The 23,971-nt window shown below is 67.2% G+C and carries 21 protein-coding genes; 12 read left to right on the top strand and 9 right to left on the bottom strand.

Features of this window, described 5'->3' with window-relative positions; genetic code table 11:
* Positions 1-311: 311 nt before the first annotated feature.
* A complete protein-coding gene (gene tyrS / locus UU9_RS14765) occupies positions 312-1,523 on the bottom strand; it encodes a tyrosine--tRNA ligase (protein ID WP_007082573.1) in 1,212 nt (403 codons plus the stop codon).
* A 181-nt stretch (positions 1,524-1,704) separates the two neighbouring features.
* On the opposite strand from tyrS, the gene UU9_RS14760 reads away from it, so the two are divergent.
* The 3 genes from UU9_RS14760 to UU9_RS14750 are packed head-to-tail and all read left to right on the top strand — an operon-like array spanning position 1,705 to position 5,626.
* The gene (locus UU9_RS14760) at positions 1,705-3,150 is read left to right on the top strand and encodes an OapA family protein (RefSeq protein ID WP_040671144.1); all 1,446 of its coding nucleotides are present in this window, start codon (positions 1,705-1,707) and stop codon (positions 3,148-3,150) included.
* Between the two features lie 13 nt (positions 3,151-3,163).
* Entirely contained in the window at positions 3,164-4,300 is a 1,137-nt protein-coding gene (locus tag UU9_RS14755; RefSeq protein WP_007082571.1) for an anhydro-N-acetylmuramic acid kinase, read from the top strand.
* Between the two features lie 9 nt (positions 4,301-4,309).
* Complete coding sequence (locus UU9_RS14750; protein ID WP_007082570.1) at positions 4,310-5,626, top strand: AmpG family muropeptide MFS transporter; 1,317 nt, start codon at positions 4,310-4,312, stop codon at positions 5,624-5,626.
* Between the two features lie 27 nt (positions 5,627-5,653).
* On the opposite strand, the gene UU9_RS14745 is transcribed toward UU9_RS14750, so the two are convergent.
* Positions 5,654-6,424: an exodeoxyribonuclease III gene (locus tag UU9_RS14745; protein WP_007082569.1), complete on the bottom strand. Its 771-nt coding sequence runs from the start codon at positions 6,422-6,424 to the stop codon at positions 5,654-5,656.
* Between the two features lie 14 nt (positions 6,425-6,438).
* Here UU9_RS14745 and UU9_RS14740 point away from each other — a divergent pair, with 14 nt between their 5' ends.
* The 3 genes from UU9_RS14740 (at position 6,439) to UU9_RS14730 (ending at position 8,431) form a co-directional block, all read left to right on the top strand.
* Complete coding sequence (locus UU9_RS14740) at positions 6,439-6,966, top strand: GNAT family N-acetyltransferase (RefSeq protein WP_007082568.1); 528 nt, start codon at positions 6,439-6,441, stop codon at positions 6,964-6,966.
* Positions 6,967-6,988: 22 nt separating this feature from the next.
* Positions 6,989-7,651, top strand: a complete 663-nt coding sequence (gene pyrE, locus UU9_RS14735; protein WP_007082567.1) for an orotate phosphoribosyltransferase — start codon at positions 6,989-6,991, stop codon at positions 7,649-7,651.
* 135 nt (positions 7,652-7,786) lie between these two features.
* Positions 7,787-8,431, top strand: a complete 645-nt coding sequence (locus tag UU9_RS14730; protein ID WP_007082566.1) for a DUF4124 domain-containing protein — start codon at positions 7,787-7,789, stop codon at positions 8,429-8,431.
* Positions 8,432-8,452: 21 nt separating this feature from the next.
* Here UU9_RS14730 and UU9_RS14725 read toward each other — a convergent pair whose 3' ends face one another.
* Genes UU9_RS14725 through coaBC form a run of 3 tightly spaced genes read right to left on the bottom strand, consistent with a single transcriptional unit; the run spans position 8,453 to position 12,488 of the window.
* Positions 8,453-10,762 carry a phosphomannomutase/phosphoglucomutase gene (locus UU9_RS14725; protein WP_007082565.1) on the bottom strand — a complete coding sequence of 770 codons (2,310 nt, stop codon included), beginning with the start codon at positions 10,760-10,762 and terminating at the stop codon, positions 8,453-8,455.
* Positions 10,763-10,818: 56 nt separating this feature from the next.
* Complete coding sequence (dut, locus tag UU9_RS14720) at positions 10,819-11,286, bottom strand: dUTP diphosphatase (protein WP_007082564.1); 468 nt, start codon at positions 11,284-11,286, stop codon at positions 10,819-10,821.
* Complete coding sequence (gene coaBC, locus UU9_RS14715) at positions 11,283-12,488, bottom strand: bifunctional phosphopantothenoylcysteine decarboxylase/phosphopantothenate--cysteine ligase CoaBC (protein WP_040671141.1); 1,206 nt, start codon at positions 12,486-12,488, stop codon at positions 11,283-11,285. Before coaBC ends, dut begins: the two co-directional genes overlap by 4 nt.
* Before the next feature lie 96 nt (positions 12,489-12,584).
* Between coaBC and radC the strand changes: the two genes are divergently transcribed.
* The 4 genes from radC to UU9_RS14695 all read left to right on the top strand — a co-directional run bounded on the left by radC (position 12,585) and on the right by UU9_RS14695 (position 16,845).
* Entirely contained in the window at positions 12,585-13,256 is a 672-nt protein-coding gene (radC, locus tag UU9_RS14710; protein ID WP_007082562.1) for a RadC family protein, read from the top strand.
* A 393-nt stretch (positions 13,257-13,649) separates the two neighbouring features.
* Positions 13,650-15,335, top strand: a complete 1,686-nt coding sequence (gene argS, locus UU9_RS14705) for an arginine--tRNA ligase (protein ID WP_007082561.1) — start codon at positions 13,650-13,652, stop codon at positions 15,333-15,335.
* Positions 15,335-16,060, top strand: coding sequence for an SPOR domain-containing protein (locus tag UU9_RS14700; RefSeq protein ID WP_007082560.1), 726 nt, complete (start codon positions 15,335-15,337; stop codon positions 16,058-16,060). The genes argS and UU9_RS14700 overlap by 1 nt, the downstream gene beginning before the upstream one ends.
* A 29-nt stretch (positions 16,061-16,089) precedes the next feature.
* Positions 16,090-16,845 carry an SDR family NAD(P)-dependent oxidoreductase gene (locus UU9_RS14695; RefSeq protein WP_007082559.1) on the top strand — a complete coding sequence of 252 codons (756 nt, stop codon included), beginning with the start codon at positions 16,090-16,092 and terminating at the stop codon, positions 16,843-16,845.
* A gap of 6 nt (positions 16,846-16,851) precedes the next feature.
* Here UU9_RS14695 and UU9_RS14690 read toward each other — a convergent pair whose 3' ends face one another.
* The 3 genes from UU9_RS14690 to speA are packed head-to-tail and all read right to left on the bottom strand — an operon-like array spanning position 16,852 to position 20,745.
* On the bottom strand, positions 16,852-18,021 hold the full coding sequence (locus UU9_RS14690) for a DUF3734 domain-containing protein (protein WP_007082558.1): 1,170 nt from the start codon (positions 18,019-18,021) through the stop codon (positions 16,852-16,854).
* Positions 18,018-18,818 carry a 3-hydroxybutyrate dehydrogenase gene (locus UU9_RS14685; protein WP_007082557.1) on the bottom strand — a complete coding sequence of 267 codons (801 nt, stop codon included), beginning with the start codon at positions 18,816-18,818 and terminating at the stop codon, positions 18,018-18,020. Before UU9_RS14685 ends, UU9_RS14690 begins: the two co-directional genes overlap by 4 nt.
* A gap of 37 nt (positions 18,819-18,855) precedes the next feature.
* Positions 18,856-20,745: a biosynthetic arginine decarboxylase gene (speA, locus tag UU9_RS14680; protein WP_040671146.1), complete on the bottom strand. Its 1,890-nt coding sequence runs from the start codon at positions 20,743-20,745 to the stop codon at positions 18,856-18,858.
* Positions 20,746-21,044: 299 nt separating this feature from the next.
* Here speA and speE point away from each other — a divergent pair, with 299 nt between their 5' ends.
* Positions 21,045-21,899, top strand: a complete 855-nt coding sequence (gene speE, locus UU9_RS14675) for a polyamine aminopropyltransferase (protein WP_007082555.1) — start codon at positions 21,045-21,047, stop codon at positions 21,897-21,899.
* 302 nt (positions 21,900-22,201) lie between these two features.
* Here the strand turns inward: speE and UU9_RS14670 are convergent, their stop codons facing one another.
* Complete coding sequence (locus UU9_RS14670) at positions 22,202-22,396, bottom strand: hypothetical protein (RefSeq protein ID WP_007082554.1); 195 nt, start codon at positions 22,394-22,396, stop codon at positions 22,202-22,204.
* A gap of 160 nt (positions 22,397-22,556) precedes the next feature.
* Here UU9_RS14670 and UU9_RS14665 point away from each other — a divergent pair, with 160 nt between their 5' ends.
* A complete protein-coding gene (locus tag UU9_RS14665) occupies positions 22,557-23,570 on the top strand; it encodes a hypothetical protein (protein ID WP_007082553.1) in 1,014 nt (337 codons plus the stop codon).
* Positions 23,571-23,971: the final 401 nt, after the last annotated feature.

Here is a 23,971-nt window from a genome sequence, read left to right as displayed (position 1 = left end):
GTCAAAGATCGTTCGCTTGGCACCGGTTTTCCCGGTACCGCCCCAAAACGTTTCGTCCTAGGTGAGCCGCCCATCTTACATCGATTTTCCTGACCGTCAACACCCTCGTTGAAGCTTTTTTCGAGGTTCCGGCGGTCCGTCTTGCGACGTTGGGCGACTGCGGGACGCGAATAATACGAGCTGGCTGAAATTTGGCAAGCGATTGTTGAGAGAAATAGCGGAAATGTTCGGCAAGCCACTGGCGTTGCTGAAAATATTTCTTTCCAACCGCGCAAGCTCCACGCGCCCGGTGGGCCCGGACGGCGTGTTCGTCAGGCCTGAACGAGCTTCACCCGGGCGAAATTTCGCTTGCCCACCTGCAGCACGCCTTCGAAACCGGGCTCGAAAGAGCGCTGCGCGTCCTCAACCACCTCGGCATCGATGCGCACGGCGCGCTCTTTCAGCTTGCGACTGGCCTCGGAGTTGCTGGCGGTCAGGCCGGCCGCCGTGAGCAACGCCGCCAGGCGCAGGCCCTCGGCGGGTACGGGCAGCTCGGTCTGCGGCAGCAACGATGTATCGCCTTCGCCGCGCACAACCGCGTGCCAGCCGGCAATGGCCTGTTCCGCCGCCGCTGCACCATGGAAACGCGTGGCCAGTTCACGGGCCAGGCGCAACTTGGCGTCACGCGGGTTGAGCGCGCCGCTGGCGATATCGCTTTTCATCCGCGCCAGCTCATCCAGTGACAGGTCGAAGCTGAGCAGCTCGAACCACCGCCACATCAACTCGTCGCCGATCTTCATGGTCTTGGTGACCATGTCGATGGCCGGCTCGTCGATGCCTATGTAGTTGCCCAGTGACTTGGACATCTTGTTGACACCATCGAGGCCTTCCAGCAGCGGCATCGTCAACACGATCTGCGGCGGCTGGCCATGGTGTTCCTGCAACGCGCGTCCCATCAACAGGTTGAACTTCTGGTCGGTACCGCCAAGCTCGACGTCGGCCTTCAATGCCACCGAGTCATAGCCTTGCACCAGCGGATAGAGGAACTCGTGGATGGCGATCGGCTGCTGGGCGGCGTAGCGCTTGGTGAAGTCGTCGCGCTCCAGCATGCGCGCCACCGTGTGCTGCGCGGCGAGTTTGATCATGTCGGCGGCGGACATCTGGCCGAACCATTCGGAATTGAAGCGCAGCTCGGTCTTCTCCCGATCGAGCACCTTGTAGACCTGCTCGGCGTAGGTCTCGGCGTTGGCCAGCACGTCTTCGCGGGTCAGCGGTTTGCGGGTAACGTTCTTGCCGGTGGGGTCGCCGATCATCCCGGTGAAGTCACCGATCAGGAAGATCACCTGGTGGCCGAGGTCCTGGAACTGCCGCATCTTGTTCAACAAGACGGTATGGCCCAGATGCAGGTCCGGCGCCGTGGGATCGAAGCCGGCCTTGATCCGCAGGGGACGCCCGCTCTTCAGCCGTTCGGCCAGATCCTCCCGCTTGATGATTTCATCCGCGCCACGCGCAATCGTGGCCAGCGCCTGCTCCAGCTCGCTCATGTATTCCTCTCTGATGGGTCGTAAGGGGCAAGCCGCAGTCGTCATCGACCGTGCTGCTTGCGTTAATTGTGCGTTAACCAGAAATGTCGCGCAAACCCTTGATGGGAAAGGCGTTGACGCCATTTACACATGGCCGCTATGGTACGCGCAGTTTGTTACTTTGTACCGCGGGGCGCACGGCATGGCAGAAGACAATCGGGGGGCGCGTCTCGCGCGCAGGCAAGCCATTTGCCGAAAGGCACAGCAGCGGCATTCCCACTTCTACGAACGCTGTGCGCACTGGTCGTTCAACCGCAGCGGTGAAGTGGAACCGATTTCGTGGCACCGGGAACGCTGGGTGCTGGCCGGAACGGCCATGCTGATCACCTTGCTCTCCGGCTTCATCATGCCCGCCTGGGCCAGTGCGATGCGCCCGTCGCCGCTGCCTGAAGTTCATGCGTTGCTGCCGCTTGCCGTACCCGAAATCACGCCCCGCATCGCCGCACCGGAGCAGGACAACTGGCAATCCGTGCGCGTACAACCCGGGCAGACGCTGTCGGACATCTTTGCCGACCGCGGCCTCGGCATGAGCGACCTGCAAACAGTGATGGACGCGGCCGGTGGCGCCAGCAGTGCCCTGCACAGCATCCGGCCGGGACAGGAATTCGATTTTCTGCAGAATAACGACGGCAGCCTCGACGGCTTCCGCTTCGAGAAGGACGCGGCCAGCCGCGCAACCATTCGACTCGATGGCGTGCAGCCCACGCTGGCCATCCAGAAGCGCGACATGGATGTGCGCGAGCAGATCGCCCACGGCGTCATCAGCAGCAGTCTCTATGCCTCGGCTGGTCAGGCCGGCATGGACGCCGCGATGGTCGGCAAGCTCGCCGACCTGTTCAAGTACGACATCGATTTCGTGCAGGACCTGCGCGCTGGCGACCGCTTCACCGTGATTTACGATGACGTCTACCGCGACGGCCAGCGCTACGGCCACGGCGACATCATTGCCGCGGAATTCGTCAACCAGGGCAAGCGCTACACCGCCTATCGGTTCAAGAAAGCCAATGGCGAATTCGGCTGGTTCAGTGAAGACGGGCGGCCGATCGAGAAATCCTTCCTGCGCATTCCGGTGGATTTCACCCGCATCTCATCCAAGTTCACCACCGCACGCATGCACCCCGTCCTTGGCCGCATGCGCGCACACAAGGGCGTCGACTACGCCGCCCCCAGCGGAACGCCCATCCACGCCGCGGGCGATGGCGTGATCAAGTACCACGGCTGGGAGCGCGGTTACGGCAATTTCGTGGTGGTCCAGCACAGCAAGACCATCAGCACGGCGTATGGCCACATGTCGCGTTTCGTGAAAGGCCAGCACGTGGGCGAACACGTGCGCCAGGGCGAAGTGATCGGCTATGTCGGCATGACCGGGCTGGCCACCGGCCCGCATCTTCACTACGAATTCCGCGTCAACGGCGTGCAGCGCAATCCGCAAACCGTGACTCTGCCGCAACCCCAGCCGCTGCCTGCCGCGCAGCTGGCCAAATTCAAGGCACAGGTCGTCAAGCCCCAGCTGGCTCGCCTGGAAGCGCTTGATTCGCGCATGAGGCTGGCGCGCAGCGACAAACCCACCCGCAACTCCGACAGCTGACCTGCGACGTCCCATGGATAGCGAGAAGGCCCTTTACCTGGGCCTGATGTCGGGTACCAGCGCCGACGGCATCGACGCCGCACTGGTCCGTTTTTCCGATGGCAAACCCCGCCTGCAGGCGGCACACAACCTGCCGTGGCCCGAGGATATGCGGGCGCAGATCCTGACCCTGGCGCAAAGCGACGCGCCGCTGGACCTCGATACGTTTGGACGTCTGGACGTCCGGATCGGACACTGCCTTGCCGACGCCGCGCTGGCGCTTCTGCAGCACAGCGGCACCGCGCCCGGTGACGTCCGGGCGATCGGATCGCACGGCCAGACCATGCGGCATCGACCTTCCGGCCCCTACCCCTTCACGCTGCAACTGGGCGATCCCACCGTCATTGCCGAGCGTTGCGGCATCGATGTGGTGGCTGATTTTCGCCGCGCCGACGTGGCCGCCGGTGGCCAGGGCGCGCCCTTGCTGCCGGCCGTGCACGCGATGTTGCTGGGGCGTCCCGGCCACGCACGCGTCGTGCTGAATCTGGGCGGCATCGCCAACATCACCGTGTTGGGCGCCGACGGCGGCGTTTCCGGTTTCGATACCGGCCCCGCCAACGGGCTGCTGGATGCCTGGTGCCAGCGTCATCGCGGCGAAGCCTATGACCGCGACGGCGCGTTCGCCACCAGTGGCCGCGTCAACCCGGCCCTGCTGCAGGCATTGCTCGACGATCCCTATTTCGCGCTGGCGCCGCCCAAGAGCACGGGGCGCGAGTATTTCCACCTGGCGTGGCTGGACGGTCATCCGCAACAGGCGGCGCTGGATCCCGCCGACGTGCAGGCAACGCTGCTGGAGCTGTCCGCGCGCAGCGTGGTGGCGGCGATCGACCGGCACGCGGCGAGTGCCCGCGAAGTGTTGGCCTGCGGCGGCGGCGTGCACAACGGCGCGCTGATGCATCGACTGGGCGAGTTGCTGGCGCCGCGCGTCTTGTTCAGCACCGCGCGCGAAGGCGTCGATCCGGACTACCTGGAAGCCACCGCTTTTGCCTGGCTGGCGCGGCAGCGCGTACTGGGGCTGCCCGGCAACCTGCCGGCGGTTACCGGCGCACGCGGGCTGCGGGTTTTGGGTGCGTTGCACGCGGCGCCCGTCAGCGACGCGCCAGCTGGTTAGCATAGGCCCATGACCAGCACAGCATCGCGCGGCTCCCCGGGCATTCTTGCCTCGCTCAAACCCTATCTGGAGCCCGCGCCGATCGGTGCGCTGCTGCTGGGGATCTCCTCCGGTTTTCCGTACGCCATGATCGGCGCCACCTTGACCACGCGGCTGGCCCAGGACGGCATCGACAAGCGCAGCGTGACCGCGTTTTCCCTGGCGTTTCTGGTCTACAACCTGAAATTCCTGTGGGCGCCGGTGGTGGATCGGGGGCGCCTGCCGTTCCTGGGCAGGTACGGCCAACGCCGCTCGTGGCTGTGGCTGACGGCGCTGGCGGTCGCGGCGTCGGTGGTTTTTCTGGGCGTGGTCAGCCCGCAGGCCAGTCTTGAGACGGTGGCGCTGGCCGCCGTGCTGGTCGGCGTGGCCGGCGCCACGTTCGACATCGTGATCGACGCATACCGGATCGAGATACTGCAGCCGCGGCAACTGGGTGTCGGTTCCGGCATGTCGCAGTACGGCTGGCGGATCGGTTCGGTGAGCGCCGGTGCCATCGCGCTGCTGGTGGCCGCGTCATCGGGCTGGGCGCTGGCCTATACGTTGTGCGCTTTCCTGGTGCTGCCGGCCGTGTTCGTGGGTTTCTGGCTGGGCGAACCGGCCCGCCATCGCGACCCCATTCCGGTGAAGGGTCTGGGTGTGGCGCTGTCGTCGGCGGTGGGGCCATTGACGGAATTTTTCCGCCGCAGCGGCGCGTGGCTGGTGCTGCTGTTCGTGCTGATCCACAAGATCGGCGACACGCTGGCCAACCTCACGGTGCGCCTGCTGCTGCAGGATCTGCACTTCAGCAACGAGGAAATCGCCACCTACGACGTCGGCTTTGGCTTCATCGCCTATCTAGTGGGCATCTTCATCGGCGGCATGCTGTACGTAAGGCTGGGTATGAAGCGCTCTGTGCTGCTGAGCCTGGTGTTGATGGCGGTGTCCAACCTGTCGTTCGCCGTATTGGCGCACATGGGTCACAACAACGACATGCTGGCGTTCACGATCGGCTTTGAGAACATCGCCAGCGGCATCGGTGGCGTGGTGGTGGTGGCGTATCTGTCGGCGCTGTGCAACCTCTCTTACACGGCATCGCAATACGCGCTGCTGTCGGCCGCCGCCTCGGTGGTGGGCCGGCTGGTGACCGGCACCACGGCCGGCGGCCTGATCCAGAGCATGGGTTACGTGGATTTCTACCTGATGACCACCGTGGTGGCGCTGCCGGGCGTGGCGCTGTTCGGCTGGATGATGCACCGCGGCCTGGTGGACCGCGCCATCGCCGAGGTCGACGTTCGCGCCTCGGCTTGATCAGGCTGCCGGATCGGTCCGGCCCGATCAGTCGGCGTAGTCGACGATGTACGGCGCGTGGTCGGAGAAGCGCTGGTCGCGGTAGATCGAGCAGTCCAGCAGCCGCTCGCGCAGTGACGGCGTGCACACCTGATAGTCGATGCGCCAACCCACGTTATTGGCGCGCGCCTGGCCGCGGTTGGACCACCAGGTGTATTCCACCGCCTCGGGCCGGATCGAGCGGAAGCTGTCGACCCAGCCGCGCTGCAGGAACAGCAGATCCAGCCATGCGCGTTCCTCGGGCAGGCAGCCGGAGTTCTTCTGGTTGGAGCTCCAGTTCTTGATGTCGTTCTTCGTGTGCACGATGTTCCAGTCGCCGCAGATCACGTAGTCGCGACCGCTCTTCAGCCACGCATCGAAGATCGGCGTGATCCACTCCATCGCCTTGAACTTGAACTGCTGGCGCTCGTCGCCGGAAGAGCCGGACGGGAAATACAGCGACACCACCGACAGGTTGCCGAACCGCGCCTCGATGTAGCGGCCCTCGTTGTCGAATTCGTCCCAGCCCAGCTCGGTCAGTACCTGGTCGGGCTCACGTTTGGTGTAGATCGCCACGCCGCTGTAGCCTTTCTTGCTGCTGGCATCGCGATAAAAGCAGTGATGGCCATCGGGCCGGAACATCGGATCGGTCAGTTGATGCTCCTGCGCCTTGGTTTCCTGCAGGCACACCACGTCGGCGTTCTGGTCGCGCAGCCATTCGAACACGCCCTTGCTGGCGGCCGAGCGGATACCGTTGGCGTTGAGGCTGATGATGCGCATGGAATCTCCCAAAAGTGATCCCCGATCATAACAATCGCGACGCCGTGGCAACGCCGCCGGACGCGCTGCGCGTGGTGCCGGCGGAGCCGTCGCTGCATCCCGCGCTGCTGCGTTTGCGCGTGCGGCCGGCGCAGCGCGATCGCGTCGGCGCGATGGCCGACCTGCTGGCCGACGTGACGCAGTGCCCGGGCAGCGAGCCGATGGCGATCATGCACGGCGACGCGCCCATCGGTTACTACCGCATCGACGCGAGCGCCCGCAGCGTGGCCGGCCGTGATTTCGCGCAGCCGGCGCAAGGGTTGCGCTCGCTGTTCGTGGATGCCGACTGGCAAGGCCGCGGGCTGGGCGCGCGCGCCGTTGCCCTGCTGCTGGAGGACCTGGCCATGCGCCATCCCGCCACGCGGCTGCTGGTGCTCACCGTCGACTGCGACAACCGCGCCGCCACCCGGATGTACCAGCGCGCCGGCTTCGTCGACGGCGGCGCGCGTTACCATGGCGGCCGCTGCGGGCCACAGCAACTGTTGCTGCGCGCCCTCCCCTGACCTTCCTGCCGCGAGACCGCCCGTGCACGATTACCAGCGCGACTTCATCGAACTCACCCTGGCGCGCGACGTGCTGCGCTTCGGCGAATTCACCCTGAAATCCGGCCGCCTCAGCCCGTACTTCTTCAACATGGGCCGAATCGATTCCGGCGCCGCGCTGGCCCAGCTCGGCCGCGCCTACGCCGATGCCCTGGTGAATTCGGAGCTTCAGGTCGACATGCTGTTCGGTCCCGCCTACAAGGGCATCGCGCTGGCCGCCGCCACCGCCATCGCGCTGGCGGACCAGCACCAGCGCGACCTACCCTGGGCCTACAACCGCAAGGAGGCGAAGGATCACGGCGAGGGCGGCACCCTGGTGGGCGCGCCGCTGAAAGGCCGCGTGCTGATCGTGGACGACGTGATGACCGCCGGCACCGCCGTGCGCGAATCGCTGGCCCTGATCCGCGCGCACGGCGCCACGCCCGCCGGCGTGCTGATCGCGCTGGATCGACAGGAGCGCGGCCAGGGCGAGCGCTCCGCCGCGCAGGAAGTTGCCGCCGACCACGGCATCCCGGTGATCGCGATCACCAGCCTGGACGACGTACTGGCGTACGCGGGCGAACAGCCGCAGCTGGCCGCCGAGCATGGCCGTCTGCTGAGCTACCGCGAACGCTACGGCGTGCAATCGTCATCACAAGGTTTGTGAAAGCATTCCCAACGAAGCAACCGTCAGCCGATGGCGAAACCGCCGCTTCGTACTCGAAAACGTGACGGCGACGCCCCTGTCCACCGCCCGCCCGCGCAATCGCCACGGCTATACTGCCCCGCAAAGGGGGGATTCATGCGCAAGTTTCTGTCAGTCATCATCGCAGGCACGTTGCTGGCTGGCGTGGCCGCGCACGCCCAGAAAGTCAATGGCAACCGCTACAAGTGGGTCGACCCGCAGGGCTTGCCGCATTACAGCGACAGCCTCACCGCCGAGGCGATGAAGGCCGGCTACGACGTGGTCAACGATCGCGGCATGGTGGTGCAACGGGTGCCGCGCCAGTTGACCGCCGCCGAACGCGTGGTGGCCAACAAGCTGGCGAAGGAAGCCGCGGCGAAGGAGCGCGCGCGCCAGGATGTCGCCCGCGCCGAGGCGCAGATGATGAGCGCCTACCCGGACGAGGCCTCCTACAAGATGTCCCTGCAGCAAACGGTCGACGCTCTCGACCAGCAGATCCGCACCACGCGGATCAACCTGCAAAGCCAGGAGAAGGCGCTCACCGGCTTGCTCGACCGCGCCGCGGAACTCGAGCAGGCCAAGCAGCCCGTGCCCAAATTCATGGTGGACAACATTTCCAAGCAGCGCAACGTGGTGGCAATGCAGCGCAACGCACTGGCCCGACAGCAGGCCGAGCGCGACAGCACCGTGGCCGCGCAAGCCAGGCAGCTGGCCCGCTATCGCGAGCTCAAGGCCGCCGAAGACGCGCCGCCGGAACCGTAGCCACGGCAGGCGTCAGGCACGTCAGAACGGCAGCTGCAACGACGGGTCGACCGCCAGCATCTGCTCACGGAACACGTCCTGGATCCGTTGCAGCGCCGCGGCATTGTCGGCGTCGAAACGCAGCACCAGTACCGGCGTGGTGTTGGACGCACGTACCAGGCCCCAGCCATCGGGCCAGTCGGCGCGCACGCCGTCGATGGTGATCAGGGTGGCCCCTTCGAAAGCCGCCTTGGCGCGGAAATTCATCATGAAGCGGTAGTTGCGGCCCTCGACCATCTCCACCTTCAGCTCGGGGGTCGACACGCCCTTGGGCAAGGTGGCGAAGATCTCGTCCGGCGAACGCCCCAGCGCGTCACCGGCAATGATTTCCAGCAGCCGCGCGGCGGCGTAGATGCCGTCGTCGAAGCCGAACCAGCGCTCCTTGAAGAAGAAATGGCCGCTCATTTCGCCGGCCAGTTCTGCGTCGGTCTCGCGGATCTTGGCCTTGATCAGCGAATGACCGGTGCGCCACATCAGCGGGCTGCCGCCGGCATCCAGGATCTGGCCTTTCAGGTGACCGGTGCATTTGACGTCGTAGATGATCGTGGCACCGGGCTGGCGCGACAGCACGTCGCGGGCAAACAGCATCAGCAGGCGGTCGGGATAGATGATTTCGCCGGTGCGGGTGACCACGCCAAGCCGGTCGCCATCGCCGTCGAACGCCACACCCAGGTCCGCGCCGGATTTCTGCACGGAGACGATCAGGTCCTGCAGGTTGGACGGCTCGGACGGGTCGGGATGGTGGTTGGGGAAGGTGCCGTCCACCTCGCAATACAACGGGATCACCTCGCAGCCGATTTCCTCCAGCACCTGTGGCGCCAGTGCGCCGGGGATGCCGTTGCCGCAATCGACCACGACCTTCAGGCTGCGCTCGGCCTGCACGTCGGAAGTGATCCGCTCGATGTAATCGGGCGCCACGTCCACATGCCGATAAGCGCCATGGCCATCGCCCACCAGCGCGCCGCCGGCGATGCGCTGGTACAGGTCCTGGATTGCATCCTCGGCCAGCGTCTCGCCGCCGACCATGATCTTGAAGCCGTTGTAGTCGGGCGGGTTGTGGCTGCCGGTCACCGCCACGCCGCAGCCGGTTTCGAAGTGGAAGGTGGCGAAATAAACCACCGGCGTGGGCACCGCGCCGATGTCGATCACGTCGATGCCGGCGGCGCGGAAACCATCCGACAGCGCACCGGCCAGCTCGGGGCCGGACAGCCGCCCATCGCGCCCGATCACGATCTCGCGCAGATCCCGCTCCCGCATCAGGCTGCCGATCGCCTGGCCCAACAGGTGCGCCACGTCGCGGCTGAGGGTTTTGCCGACGATGCCGCGGATGTCGTACGCGCGGAAAATGGAAGGATCCACGGCAGCCCTGGCATCACCGCCGGACAGCGCCGGCGCTGTCGGGGGGGCCACCAGCTTTGCAGGCTCGCGGACGATCTGGGGAATTTCTGTGGGCACCACTGGCTCCTCGGGTTCGGATGATATTTCGACCGCCGAGCGCGCGCGCCGCCACAGCAGGAACGCTCCCGCGCCCAGGCCGAACAGCGCCAGCAAGGCGGCCAGCAGCACCGAATGCGGCAGCACGATGAATGCGCGCGGCAGGGCGGCACCGACGCTGAACGCGCTTCCGGGCACCGGTTTGCCGCCGGCTTCACTTTCGGCCGAGGCGGCACCGTGGGAAAGCAGGCGCATGTCGCCGCGCTCATCGCCTTGGCGCAGATCCAGGCGACCGCCGGCCGGATCGATCGCGTCCAGCCGCTGGCGCAACGGGGCAAAAGGCAACTCGACCCAGGCCCAGCCCTGCGCCCGATCCGGGGCGCCCAGGGGCACGACGAGACTGAGCCGTCGATCACTGCCGCCATGCGACACGCTTTGCGCGGGCGGCGTGCCATCGGCCGTTTGCGCCGACATCAACTGCGCCGCCTTGGCGTAGCCGAATTCACGGTAATTGGCGTGCAGCACTTCGTTGAGCGTGCCGCTGTAAAGCTCCAGCGCCAGCGCGTGGGGTAAACGCTGGCGCAACGTGGCGGTGGCCTGCGCCGGATCCTGCATGGCCGCGGCCGGATCCAGCGTGGCCACCGCAGCGGTCACCGTGGCGCGTTGCGCGGCGAGCTCCTGCGCCAGCGCTTTCACCGCCTGGTCCTGGGCGACATGCACGCGCGCCGCCGCCTGTCCCTCGTCCGCGATCAACCAGGTCTGCCAGCCGCAGAACAATCCCAGCAGCAGCAGCAACGTGCCCGCCGCCAAAGGCAGCAGTCCACGCCAGTCGAACGACATCCCCTTCGCCATCTTCATCGTTGTTGCCCGCCCCCGCAGGTTGTCGCGGCGTGGCCCGCGGCGCGGGCCGCCACTCAATTGATGCCGGTGGAACCGAAACCGCCGTCGCCGCGCTGGCTCGGGGCGAACGCGGACACGATGTTCATCCGTGCCTGCGCCACCGGCAGCAGCAGCAACTGGGCGATGCGGTCGCCTACCTCGATGGTGTACGGCGCCGCGCCGCGGTTCCAGCATGAAATCATCAACGGGCCCTGGTAGTCGGCGTCGATCACTCCTACCAGATTGCCCATCACCAGTCCGTGCTTGTGGCCCAACCCGGAGCGCGGCACGATCACCGCGCACCAGCCCGGGTCGCCGATGTGGATGGCGATGCCACTGGGCACCAGCGCGCTTTCGCCCGGCTGCAGGGTCAGCGGCTGCTCCAGCGCGGCGCGCAAATCCATGCCGGCGCTGCCGGCAGTGGCCGCCTCGGGCAGGGCGATGCTGTCGCCGAGGCGCGGATCGAGAATCTTCAGTTCGATGTCGACGACGGGCCGGCTCATCCGCGCGCGGCCCGGTAGCGCTCGGCCACGCAGGCCAGCAACTGATGGGCCAGCTCGGCCTTGCCCGCGCGCGGCAATTCCAGCATGCCGCCTTCCCAATACAGGTTGATGGCGTTGTCGGCGGTTTCAAAGCCGAGCCCTTCGCCGACCTGGTTGGCGGCGATCATGTCCAGGCCCTTGCGCTTCAACTTGCCCTGCGCGTAGTGCGCCACGTCATGCGTTTCGGCGGCAAAGCCGACCAGGAACGGATGCGTGGCCTGCGCCGAAAGACTGGCCAGGATGTCCGGGTTCTCGCTGAGCTGCAGCGACAGGTCGGCGCCCGCCTGCTTCTTCAATTTGCGCGGCGAGACTTCGCGCGGACGGTAATCGCCCACCGCCGCCGCCGCGATGTAGATATCGGCCTGTGCCGCGCCGGACAGCACCGCCGCGTGCATCTGTGCCGCGCTGCGCACGTCGACGCGCTGCGCCACGCCCGGCGGCGTGCACAGGCTCACGGGGCCGGCCACCAGCGTGACGCGCGCACCCTGCTGCGCCGCTGCCTGCGCCACCGCGAAGCCCATGCGGCCGGAACTGCGGTTGCCGATGAAACGTACCGGGTCGATGTCCTCGAAGGTGGGGCCCGCGCTCACCAGGATGTTCAGCCCCGCCAGGGCGCCGCCACCGAAGGAAGCGGCCAGCGCATCGCGCAGCTCCAGCGGTTCCAGCATCCGGCCCGAGCCCACGTCGCCACAGGCCTGTTCGCCGGCCGCCGGGCCCAGCACCTGCGCGCCGCGCTGGCGCAAGGTGGCGAGGTTGGCCTGCACCGCCGCATGCGCCCACATCTGCTGATTCATCGCCGGCGCAAGACACAGCGGCGCGGCGCTGGCGAGGCATAGTGTGGACAACAGATCGTCGGCCAGTCCGTGCGCCAGCCGCGCCAGCAGGTCGGCGCTGGCCGGTGCGATGAGGATGCGCTCGGCCCAGCGCGCCAGCTCGATATGGCCCATCGCCGCTTCCGCCTGCGCGTCCCAGCCGCTGACCCGCACGCTCTGGCCGGACAGCGCCTGGAACGTGGTGGGGGTAACGAAATGGGTAGCCGCCTCGGTCATCACCACGCGCACTTCGGCGTCGAGATCACGCAGCCGGCGTACCAGCTCGCAGGACTTGTAGGCGGCGATGCCGCCGGACACTCCCAGCAGAATGCGGCGTTGGGCAAGAGACATGTAAGGCGGGCCTGACAGACGGGCAGACGCCTAGCTTACCGGAATCATTCCGGCTGTCTGCTATCGACCCAACGCCCGACCCGACACGCTATCGGCATGAGTATCCGCGACTGGCCCGAAGGCGAACGTCCCCGTGAAAAACTGCTGGCGCGCGGCAGCGGCGCGCTGTCCGACGCGGAGTTGCTGGCCGTGCTGCTGGGCAGCGGCAGCCGCGGCAAGGATGCGCTGGCGCTGGGTCGCGAACTGATCGCCGGCGCCGGCAGCCTGGGCGCCCTGCTCGGGCGGCCCGATCACCCGATCCGGGTGGGTGGGCTGGGCCCGGCCAAACGGGCCCGCATTGCCGCTGCGCTGGAGTTGGCCCGCCGCAGCCTGGCCGAGCAGCTGCAAGAGCAACCCAGCCTCGGCAACCCCCGCGACAGCGGCGATTTTCTGCGCGCCCGCCTGCGCCACCTGCCATACGAGGTTTTCGGCTGCCTCTACCTGGACAATCGCCACCGCGTGCTGGCGTTCGAGGAGCTGTTCCGCGGCACCGTCGACGGCGCCAGCGTGCACCCGCGCGAGGTGGTTCGCGCCTGCCTGCAGCACAACGCCTGCGCGGTGATCTTTGCCCACAATCACCCCTCGGGCGTGGCCGAGCCCAGTGCCGCCGACCGCGCGATCACCCACGAACTGCGCGACGCCTTGCGCCTGGTCGGCGTGCGCGTGCTGGACCATCTGGTGATCGGCAGCGGCGAGCCGGTGTCGATGGCCGCGCGCGGGCTGATCTGACCCGACCGATCCTGTGTCGCGGCCCTTCCACAACCGCGGATGTCGGCTTCCTGCTGCATTTCGGGTGCATCAAGGCGCGGCAAGTAGTCGAAACTTATGCACAAATCCGCGGAACGGTCACTTGGCGGTCATGTCGCCCTCTTCACCACAGGTTGTCAACGTATGACACTGATGATCAAAGACTTTTCCCAAAAAATCGCGGGTTGATCGGTTCACCGCTCCGGCCAGCCGCCAGCGGGCGAAGCTTTCCCCACAGACTTATCCACAGGCCCGCCCACTGCAGTGCAGCAAAGCCCGAGGCGGTTGCCCCACCGCGCCGGGACTGCGGTATCGGCCCCGCCCGGCGGTGGCGGTCTGCTAGGATTGTCGGTTCCATCACGATATTGAAAGCCCGTGAAAGAACAGCTGCGCGAACTGATTTTGCAGGCGATTCAGGCCTTGCAGAACGATGCCACCCTTCCCGCCGATCTGGCCTTGCCGGGCTTCGTGATCGAACGCGCGCGCAGCCGCGAACACGGCGACTTCGCCTGCAACGTGGCGATGTTGCTGGCCAAGCCCGCGCGCGCCAAGCCGCGCGAGCTGGCCGAAAAGCTGGTCGCGGCACTGCCGGCGAACGACCTGGTGGCGAAAGTGGAGATCGCCGGCCCGGGCTTCATCAACTTCTTCCTGGCCGCCAGCGCGTACCACGCCGAACTGCGGCGCATCCTGGCCGAAGCCGACGCCTATGGCCGCAGCACCGGCGGCGGCAAGACCGTGGGCGTGGAATTCGTCTCGGCCAACCCGACCGGCCCGCTGCACGTGGGCCATGGCCGCGCGGCGGCGATCGGCGATTGCCTCAGCCGCTTGCTGGAAGCCACCGGCTGGAACGTGAAGCGCGAGTTCTACTACAACGACGCCGGCGTGCAGATCGCCAACCTCGCCGTCTCGGTGCAGGCGCGCGCCCGCGGCGTCACGCCGGATGACAGCAACTGGCCGGAAAACGGCTACCGCGGCGACTACATCGCCGACGTGGCGCGCGCGTTCCTCGATCGCGACGCGGTGGTGGCCGATGGCGAAACCGCCACCGCCAACGGCGACGTGGACGATCTGGACGCGATCCGCCGCTTCGCCGTGGCCAGCCTGCGCCGCGAGCAGGACCTGGACCTGCAGGCGTTCGGCGTGGGCTTCGACACGTACTTCCTGGAGTCCTCGCTGTACAGCGACGGCAAGGTCGAGGAAACCGTGCGCGAGCTGGTGGCGCACGGCCATACCTACGAAGAAGGCGGCGCGCTGTGGCTGCGCACCACCGAGTTCGGTGACGACAAGGACCGCGTGATGCGCAAGTCCGACGGCACCTACACCTATTTCCTGCCCGACGTGGCCTACCACCTGAGCAAGTGGCAGCGCGGTTACGAGCGCGCCATCACCGAGCTGGGTTCCGACCATCACGGCTCGCTGGCGCGAGTCAAGGCCGGCCTGCAGGCGCTGAACGTGGGCATCCCGAAGAACTGGCCTGAATACGTGCTGCACCAGATGGTGACCGTGATGCGCGGCGGCGAGGAGGTGAAGATCTCCAAGCGCGCCGGCAGCTACGTCACCCTGCGCGACCTGATCGACGAAGTGGGCCGCGACGCCACGCGCTACTTCCTGATCTCGCGCAAGAGCGACTCGCAGCTGGTGTTCGACATCGACCTGGCGCGTTCGCAGTCGAACGACAACCCGGTCTACTACATCCAGTACGCCCACGCCCGCGTCTGCAGCGTGCTGCGGCAGGCGCCGGAGAAGGGCTTCAGTTTCGACCTTGCCGACGGTCTCGCCCATCTGGCGCGGCTGGACAACGAGCACGAACAGATCCTGCTGACCGAGCTGTCGAAATTCCCCGAGATCGTCGAGACGGCCGCGCTCAACCTGGAGCCGCACCTGGTCGCCGGCTGGCTGCGCGAACTGGCCAACGCGTTCCACACCTACTACAACTCGCACCAGTTCCTGGTCGACGACGCCGCGCTGCGCAACGCGCGCCTGGCGCTGGTGGTGGCCACGCGGCAAGTCTTGAAAAATGGTCTGGGCCTGTTGGGCCTCGGCGCCCCGGAGAAGATGTAATGGCAACACGCAAGGGCAAGGGCCGGCAGGCCGTGCGCAACAAGAAAGGCGGCTTCCCCGCCTGGGGCTACGCGATCGTCGGCGTGCTGGTGGGCGCCGTGCTGATGGTGATGATGCTGCGCGGCAGCCTGCTCACCAGTCTGCACAAACCCGAAGGCCCGCAGGCCAACCCGCAGGCCACCGCCAAGCACGCCAGCGAACCGGGCGTACTCGAAACGGGTAGCAACGACGACGCGCCGAAGAAGCCGCAATACGATTTCTATTCGGTGTTGTCGGAGCGCGAAGTGCGCATCCCCGATGCCGAAATCAGCGCCCAGGCGCGCGCCGAGCAGTTGCAGAAACAGCAGGCGGCCACGCAGGCCCAGCAGCAGGCGGCGGCCGGCGCCGCGCCGGTGGCAACGGCGCCAACCAGCAACCCGAATGCGCCCGCCGCGGTCAGCGAAGACGTCGTCGCCGCGCCGCGCAACACGCCAGCGGCAGCAGCAGCGGGCAGCGGCTACCTGTTGCAGGTCGGTGCGTTCCCCAACGCCGCCGACGCGGAAACCCTGAAAGCCAAGCTGGCGATGCAGGGTTTCATCGCCAACGTGCAGACCGTCAGCGTCAACGGCCAGACCTACCATCGGGTACGGCTTGGCCCGTTCCCCTCCGCCACCGACCTGGAATCGACCAAGCAACGGCTGGCCGGCGCGGGCATCAACGCGATCGCCCTGAAGGAAGGTCGCTGAGTTTCACGTTTCTGGCCAGGCTTTCGCTCATGACAACCAAGACCGCATGGATCACCGGCGCCACCTCCGGTTTCGGCGCCGCCGCCGTTGAACGCTTCGTAGCCGGTGGCTGGCGGGTGATCGCCAGCGGCCGCCGCGCCGAGCGGCTGCAGCCACTGGTGGAACGCCACGGCGCCGAACGCGTGCACATCGCCGCGTTCGACATGCGCGACGAGGCCGCCCTGCGCGCGGCGCACGCGGCATTGCCGCCGGCCTTTGCCGGCATCGACCTGCTGGTCAACAACGCCGGCCTGGCGCTGGGTACCGCACCGGCGCAGCAGGCGGATCTTTCGCAGTGGAAGCAGATGATCGACACCAACGTCACCGCGCTGGTCACGATCACCCACCTGCTGCTGCCGCAGCTGATCGAACGCCGTGGCGCCATCGTCAACATCAGCTCGATTTCCGGCAGCTACGCCTACCGCGGCGGCAACGTGTACGGCGGCAGCAAGGCCTTCGTCACCCAGTTCTCGCAGAACCTGCGCGTGGACCTGCTTGGCACCGGCGTGCGGGTGTCGTCGATCGAGCCGGGCATGGCCGAGACCGAATTCACCCTGGTGCGCACCGGCGGCGACCAGGCCGCCTCCGACCAGCTCTATGCCGGCGTGCACCCGATCACCGCGAGCGACATCGCCGACACCATCTGGTGGATCGCCAACCTGCCCCCGCACCTCAACATCAACCGGGTCGAGGTGATGCCGGTCAACCAGTCGGCGGCCGGTTTGCAGGTGCATCGCGACAGCTGAATCGCCTCAGCTTGTCCCTTTGCGATGCACGTCGTGCGTCACGAACGGACGCTCGGGGTCGGGCACGGCCAGCCAGTGCGGGTGGGCCAGGGTGTGGCGCATGTCGTCCAGGCCGCTCTGCCAATGGCTGCGCATGCTGGCGGTGCTGAATTCGTAATCCTTGAAGTGGCCTTCGTGCGGCCGGTCCTGGTAGATCAGGTGGATCACGTTGGTCAGTGCCTCGGCGGCGCGCGCTTCGGCATGGCGATACGCCGGATCGTTGCGGCGGTCTTCCGGCACCAGCGCCATCACGTCGTGCAGCAGCCGGCGCTGTTCCTGCGTGCGGCGCATGAATTCGGTAACCAGCCGGGTGCGGCTGGAGTACTGGATTTCCTTGCTGCGCTCGGCCACGTCGGCGAGGTCACGCGGCGGCACGCCGCGGGCGCTCCACAGATCCACCTGGAACACCAGCGTGTCGCAACCGGGGCGCTCGCTGAGCACCTCGTACAGCGGCGTGTTGGAGACCATGCCGCCGTCCCAGTAGAACTCACCGTCGATCTCCACCGCGGGAAAGCCCGGCGGCAACGCACCGGAGGCCATGAAGTGCTCGGGCCGCAGGCGCTCGCGGCGGTTGTCGAAATAGGCGAAGTTGCCGCTGCGCACATTCACCGCGCCGACCGCCACACGCATCGTCCGCGCATCGTTGAGGCGGTCGAAATCGACCAGCCGCTCCAGCGTGGCGCGCAGCGGCGCGGTGTCGTACCAGCTCACGCTGCCGGGCGTGGCGTGCGCGCCCAGGTATGGCGGCGGCTGGCGAGGATGGAAGAAGCCGGCCTGGCCCTCGGTCATCGCGCGCCACGCGGCCAGGCCGCTCATGCCGTTGAGCCAGGCCGTGGGCCAGGCGACCGCGTCGAACCACGGCAGCACCGGCACATCCGGCCACAGCGGCGGGCGGCAGATCGCCTCCCAGAATTCGCGTAGCCGTTCCACCCGCTGCCCGGGCGCATTGCCGGCGATGACCGCCGCGTTCAGCGCGCCGATCGAGATGCCGGCCAGCCGGTTCGGCTGCAGGCCGGCCTCGTCCAGCGCCTCGAACACGCCGGCCTGGTAGGCACCGAGCGCGCCGCCGCCCTGCAACACCAGCGCGACGGTGCGGTAATCGCGGGCTACCGTCTCGGCCAGCGACGGGGTGCTCACTGCATGAACCACCCGTGGCTCACCACCACCGACTGGCCGGTCAGCGCCGCGCTGGGGAAGGTGGCCAGGAACAGCGCCGTCTGGGCGATGTCCTCCACCGTGGTGAACACGCCATCGACGGTGTCCTTCAGCATCACGTCGCTGACCACCTGATCCTCGCTGATGCCCAGTTCCTTGGCCTGCTCGGGAATCTGCTTCTCCACCAGCGGCGTGCGCACAAAACCCGGGCAGATCACGTGCGAGCGCACGTTGTGCGGCGCGCCCTCTTTCGCCAGCGTGCGCGCCAGGCCCAGCAGGCCGTGCTTGGCCGCCACGTACGGCGCCTTCAGTCGCGACGCCTCATGCGAGTGCACCGAGCCCATGTAGATCACAATGCCGCCATGGCTCCGGCCCTGCTCGTCCTTGCGGTACATGTGGCGCAGCGCGGCGCGGGTGGTGAGGAAACCGCCATCCAGATGGATGGCCATGACCTTCTTCCAGTCGGCGTAGGCGAACTGGTCGATCGGGTTGATGATCTGCACGCCGGCGTTGGAAACAAGGACGTCCAGACGGCCAAACGCCGCCACCACCTGGTCGGTGCCGGCATCGACGGAGGCCTCGTCGGTCACGTCCATCGCGACGCCCATGGCGGTGCCGCCGGCCGCGTTGATCTGCGCGGCCACGGCATCGGCCGCCTCCTGGCGGATGTCCGCGATCGCCACCTTCGCGCCACGTTCGGCGTACACCTCCGCGATTGCCTTGCCGATACCGCTGGCCGCGCCGGTGACCAGTGCAACCTTGCCATTGAGACTTGTCATGCGTTGCTCCTGCGTTGCGTGAATCGTGGGCTTGCGATCAATGCGTGTCTTCGGCCAGATAGGTGTATGCGGTCAGGCCGCCATCGAGCATGCGGTAGAGCTGATCGGCCTCGGCGCCGGTCACGTCGGCACCGGCGATGCGCTCGCGGTAGCTGCGACGCAGGGCTTCGAGATCGTAGCCCACGTAATCGAGCATCAGGTCGGTGGTGTCGCCGCGGCGCTGGTGGGCGAACACGAAGCCGTCGCCTTCCACCCGCACGTTCACCGCGTCGGTGTCGCCGAACAGGTTGTGAATGTCGCCTAGGGTCTCCTGGTAGGCGCCGACCATGAAGATGCCCAGTCGATAGCTTTCGTCGTCTTTCAACGCGTGCAGCGCCAGGCTCACATCGACGCCGTCGGCATCGACGTAGTGGTCGATGCGACCATCGGAGTCGCAGGTGAGGTCGACGATCACGCCACGCCGGGTCGGCTCCTCGTCCAGCCGTGCGATCGGCGCGATGGGGAAGATCTGGCCGATCGCCCACACGTCCGGGATCGACTCGAACACGGAGAAATTGGCGAAGTATTTGTCCACCAGCTTTTCGTCCAGCTCGTCCAGCGCCCCACGATGCGAGCGCTCGGCCGGCAGCAGCCGCGTGCGTACCGCGTTGGCCACGGCGTAATACATCTCGTCCAGCCGCGCGCGGTCGGCCAGCGCCAGCTGGCCCAGCGCGTACAGCGTCTGGCCTTCGGCCAGGTGGTGCTGGGCTTCGTGGAACAGCTCCAGCGGCGGGCGCCGATCGAGTTCGGCCCAGATTTCGCGCAGGTGCCGCAGCACCATCGGCTCGTCCGCCGCCGGGGGTGGAATCGTGCCGGCGGGCACCTGTTCGACCTCGGTCACGTTGACCACCATCACCGCATGGTGCGCGGTCATGGCGCGGCCCGATTCGGTGAGGATATGCGGTGCGGGCAGGCCCTCGGCCGCGGCGGCTTCGGACAGCGACTGCACGATGGTGGAGGCGTATTGCTCGATGGAGTAGTTGATCGAGTTGTAGCTGCGCGAGCGCGAGCCGTCGTAATCCACGCCCAGGCCGCCGCCCACGTCGACGATGTCCAGCGGCACGCCCATGCGGCTCAGCTCCACGAAATACCGCGTGGCCTCGCGCATGCCGTTGGCGATGTCGCGCACGTTGGAAATCTGCGAACCCATGTGGAAGTGCTGCAGCTTCAGCGTGTGCTTGAGGCCGGCCGCGTCCAGCCGCTGGATCAGCGTCAGCACCTGGTTCGGCGACAGGCCGAACTTGCCCTTGTCGCCGCCGGTGTTCTGCCACTTGCCCGCGCCGATGGAGGCCAGGCGCACGCGCACGCCCAGCAGCGGCTCCACGCCCAGCGCCTTGGCCTCACTGAACACGTGGTCCAGCTCGGACAGTTTCTCGATCACGATATGCACGCGCAGGCCCAGCTTGCGGCCGATCAGCGCCAGGCGGATGTATTCGCGATCCTTGTAGCCGTTGCAGATAACGATGGAACCGGGCCGCGCCATGCCCAGCACCGCCATCAGCTCGGGCTTGGAACCCGCTTCCAGACCGAAACCGTGGGTGCCGGCGGCCACCAGTTCGCCGGCCACGCCGCGCTGCTGGTTGACCTTGATCGGGTAGATGGCGGTGTAGCCGCCGGCGTAATCCCAGTCGCCGATGGCCTTGGCGAACGCGGCCTGCATGTGCGCCAGCCGGTCGGCCAGGATGTCGGGAAAGCGCACCAGCAGCGGCAGCCGCAGGCCGTCGGCGCGGGCGCGCTCCACGATCGCCGGCAGCGACAGTGCGGGGCCGCCGGGGCCGCGCGGCTGCATCACCATTTCGCCGTCGGCGCTCACGTCCACGTAGCCCCCGCCCCAATGCGGCACGGCATAGGTGTGGCGGGCGTCGTCGGTAGTCCACTGTTTCGCCATCGATGTCATCTCCTGTGCAGCCGGCGCGACGGTATCTTGCCGTCGCGGGCCACGTTTCCACGGATGATCGTCGCAGCGGCGGACCTTGACGGAATACTTCGGTGCAACCACCAGGCCCGTACGACCGGAAGCCTCGCACGCCGCGGGGCCGATCGGGCTTGTCGGCACCAGCGCGTTCTGCGCCCGGATGCCAGCGGCCATTGTAATGGCGGCTCGTGACGATAGGGACACGGCGGCCCGCAGGCGTTGCCGCTACAATGGGCGGCCTCGTCATCCCACGGTTCTCCAGGACACCCGCCATGTCGCAGCAGCTCAGCTGGTTCACCGAAGCCCACCAGGCTTCCGGTTCCTCCATCGGTTTCCGCACCGAGCAACTGCTGCACGCGGAGAAGACCCCGTTCCAGAACATCGAGATCTACCAGACCACCGACTGGGGCAACCTGATGGTGATCGACGGCTGCGTGATGCTGACCACGCGCGACAACTTCTTCTACCACGAGATGATGACCCACCCGGCGCTGTTCACCCATGCGCGCGCCAAGCGCGTGGTGATCATCGGCGGCGGCGACTGCGGCACGCTGCGCGAGGTGCTGAAGCACGAGGAAGTCGAGCACGCGGTGCAGGTGGAAATCGACGAGCGCGTGACGCGCCTGGCCGAGGAGTATTTCCCCGAGCTGTGCGAGGCCAACAACGACCCGCGCGCCGAGCTGCTGTTCATCGACGGCATCAAGTACATGGCCGACGCCGAACCCGATTCGCTGGACCTGATCATCGTCGACTCCACCGACCCGGTGGGCCCGGCCGAAGGCCTGTTCAACGTGGCCTTCTACGCCAGCTGCTTCAAGGCGCTGCGCCACGGCGGCCTGCTGGTGCAGCAGAGCGAGTCGCCGCTGGCGCACCTGGACCTGATCAAGTCGATGCGCTCGGCCATGCGCACCTCGGGCTTCAGCGCGGTGAAGACGCTGCCGTTCCCGCAGCCGTGCTACCCCACCGGCTGGTGGAGCTGCACCATGGCGCGCAAGGGCGGCGACCTGTCCGGCTTCCGCGAGCGCGGCGCCGCCGCCAAGAACTTCCCCACCCGCTACTACAACGCCGACGTGCACAAGGGCGCGCTGGCGCAGCCGGAGTTCATGCGCGAGGAGTTGGGGGAGTAAGGGATAGCTTCCCCGCGGCCTGTTCCTGCCTTATCGAGAGACGGAAAAGCTCAAAGGCACCGTGACCTCCTCTCCCCTTGGGGAGAGGACACAGGAGAGGGGCCGGTGCTTGCGGGGAGCGGATTGGCGTGGCTTTTCGACGTCGTGGACAGCGCTTCGGTGGGGCTTTCCCGCGGCGTGTCCCCTCTCCCCTGCCCTCTCCCCAAGGGGAGAGGGTATTACGGCTTGATCTGGCGCTGAGGTTCGGCGGTTACGGCTCTTATGCATCGCGCGTTTATGCGCCGCGTCGCGCCGAGATGCGCTCAAAACATCTTTGATCGCACTTTGGGCAGCAATACCAGCACCAGGGTCGCCAGCGGTCCGAGTACCAGCGACAGCAGGAACCACAGCAGGCCGCTGCGGTTCTTGCCTTGTGCCAGGGCGGCGTTGATCAACGCCAGCGTGCCCCAGCCGGCGAACCACGGCGCACCGTCGGCCCATGTGGGAAATTGACTCACGGCGGTCTCCTTTGGGTTGCCGCTGCGCCTTCGCGCTGAACAGACGGCCATATTCGTACCGCCAAGCCTCGCGCAAGCGCGCCCGCCGTGCAAACCGTGCGATCAGCCGCGCTTAAGATTCAGGCGTTAAGCTGGGGACTTTGTTTGTCTGGAGAGCACCATGCGCGGATTGCGCCATGTATGGCTGGCTTGCGCACTGACCACGATGGCGGCGCCGGCGTGGGCCGCTCGCCATCCAAAGCCCGCGACAAACCACCAGGCCGATGTGGCCCGCGACAAGGCGCTGGCCGGTTTCCAGCGCGACCTGGTCAGCGTGCTGGCGCCGCGCGCCGACGCCTTGCCGCTGCTGGGCGCCGCCCTGCTGGCGCGGCCGCTGCCCAACCAGCCGAAGTACAACAGCTTCCACGCATTGATCGACCGTGCGGCGCAGGCGCAGGATGCGGGCCCGGCCACCGACTGGGTGCGCCTGGCCGATTGCGACGCCAAGGCCGATGCCTGCCCCAACAGCGAGGCGCTGGCCGCCTTGCAGGCCAAGGCGCCCGACAATGCCGCCGTCTGGCTGCTCAAACTCGGCGACGACCAGCGCCGGCTGCACGACGACGAGGCGCGCCAGGATCTGGCCCGCGCCGCCGGCGCGACGCTGTATGACGATTACGCCGGCATCAGCCTCAAGGCGCTCGCCAGCACCATCGCCGTGCTGCCGCCACCGGCCGCCACGCTGGACCCGAAGGACACCGCTGGCGCCGCCGGCCTGCAGGTGATGATGACGTTTGGCAGCGCCCGCGCCCAGCCGCAACCGAACCTGCCCGCCACCGCCAAACTGTGCGAAGGCGCGGCCGGCGATGCCGCGCTGAAGGCCGATTGCCTGAAACTGGGCAAGGTGCTGGAGTGGGGCTCCAGCCCGCTGGCCCGCTCGCTGGGTCTGCACTTGCGCGAAACCCTGGCCGACGACCCCGCCCAGCAGGACGACGCCCGCCACGCCCGGCGCAACCTGATCTGGCAGGTGCAGAACTTCGCCGCCCTCTCCGCCCGCGCGCAAACCGACCCCGCCGTGGCCCAGCACCTGCTGACCCTGGCCCGCAACGGTGGCAGCGAAATGAGCCTGATGCTGGCCGCCCTGCGCAACGCCGGCATCGCCACGGAAGCCCCGGCGGACTGGAAGACCGGGAGCTGAAGGGCGCAGCTCTCCCGCGAGCACCCGCCCCTCTCCTCAGTCCTCTCCCCAATGGGGAGAGGAGGTCGCACTACGGCACGATCGTAATTATTCGACGACCCGCGCAACAGCAAAAAAGCCGCACTGCCCAACCTCGGCACCCAAAAGCACCGTAATACCCTCTCCCCTCGGGGAGAGGGCGGGGGAGAGGGGGACACGCCGCGGGAAAAGCCCAACGAAGCGACTCACGACGCCGAAAGCTCACAGAAGAGAAGACACGCCGCGGGAAACCCCAACAAAGCTGCTCCCACCGCCCCAAAGCCTCTTTCGCCGGGCTACCCCGCAAGCACCGGCCCCTCTCCTGTGTCCTCTCCCCAAGGGGAGAGGAAGTCACGGTGCCTTCGAACCTCGATGTTTGACGG

This window comes from Rhodanobacter fulvus Jip2 (assembly GCF_000264315.1).
Classification (GTDB): domain Bacteria; phylum Pseudomonadota; class Gammaproteobacteria; order Xanthomonadales; family Rhodanobacteraceae; genus Rhodanobacter; species Rhodanobacter fulvus.
The sequence above is the reverse complement of the archived record's forward strand: the minus strand, read 5'-3'. Positions and strand labels throughout refer to the sequence as shown.

Excerpts from the sequence above, each read along its gene's own strand:
- UU9_RS14760 (WP_040671144.1), top strand. The coding sequence starts at position 1,705 with ATGGCAGAAGACAATCGGGGGGCGCGTCTCGCGCGCAGGCAAGCCATT.
- UU9_RS14745 (WP_007082569.1), bottom strand. The coding sequence starts at position 6,424 with ATGCGCATCATCAGCCTCAACGCCAACGGTATCCGCTCGGCCGCCAGC.
- coaBC (WP_040671141.1), bottom strand. The coding sequence starts at position 12,488 with ATGTCTCTTGCCCAACGCCGCATTCTGCTGGGAGTGTCCGGCGGCATC.
- tyrS (WP_007082573.1), bottom strand. The coding sequence starts at position 1,523 with ATGAGCGAGCTGGAGCAGGCGCTGGCCACGATTGCGCGTGGCGCGGAT.
- UU9_RS14730 (WP_007082566.1), top strand. The coding sequence starts at position 7,787 with ATGCGCAAGTTTCTGTCAGTCATCATCGCAGGCACGTTGCTGGCTGGC.
- UU9_RS14725 (WP_007082565.1), bottom strand. The coding sequence starts at position 10,762 with ATGAAGATGGCGAAGGGGATGTCGTTCGACTGGCGTGGACTGCTGCCT.
- speE (WP_007082555.1), top strand. The coding sequence starts at position 21,045 with ATGTCGCAGCAGCTCAGCTGGTTCACCGAAGCCCACCAGGCTTCCGGT.
- UU9_RS14685 (WP_007082557.1), bottom strand. The coding sequence starts at position 18,818 with ATGACAAGTCTCAATGGCAAGGTTGCACTGGTCACCGGCGCGGCCAGC.
- UU9_RS14750 (WP_007082570.1), top strand. The coding sequence starts at position 4,310 with ATGACCAGCACAGCATCGCGCGGCTCCCCGGGCATTCTTGCCTCGCTC.
- UU9_RS14700 (WP_007082560.1), top strand. The coding sequence starts at position 15,335 with ATGGCAACACGCAAGGGCAAGGGCCGGCAGGCCGTGCGCAACAAGAAA.
- dut (WP_007082564.1), bottom strand. The coding sequence starts at position 11,286 with ATGAGCCGGCCCGTCGTCGACATCGAACTGAAGATTCTCGATCCGCGC.
- UU9_RS14695 (WP_007082559.1), top strand. The coding sequence starts at position 16,090 with ATGACAACCAAGACCGCATGGATCACCGGCGCCACCTCCGGTTTCGGC.
- UU9_RS14665 (WP_007082553.1), top strand. The coding sequence starts at position 22,557 with ATGCGCGGATTGCGCCATGTATGGCTGGCTTGCGCACTGACCACGATG.
- UU9_RS14755 (WP_007082571.1), top strand. The coding sequence starts at position 3,164 with ATGGATAGCGAGAAGGCCCTTTACCTGGGCCTGATGTCGGGTACCAGC.
- radC (WP_007082562.1), top strand. The coding sequence starts at position 12,585 with ATGAGTATCCGCGACTGGCCCGAAGGCGAACGTCCCCGTGAAAAACTG.
- speA (WP_040671146.1), bottom strand. The coding sequence starts at position 20,745 with ATGGCGAAACAGTGGACTACCGACGACGCCCGCCACACCTATGCCGTG.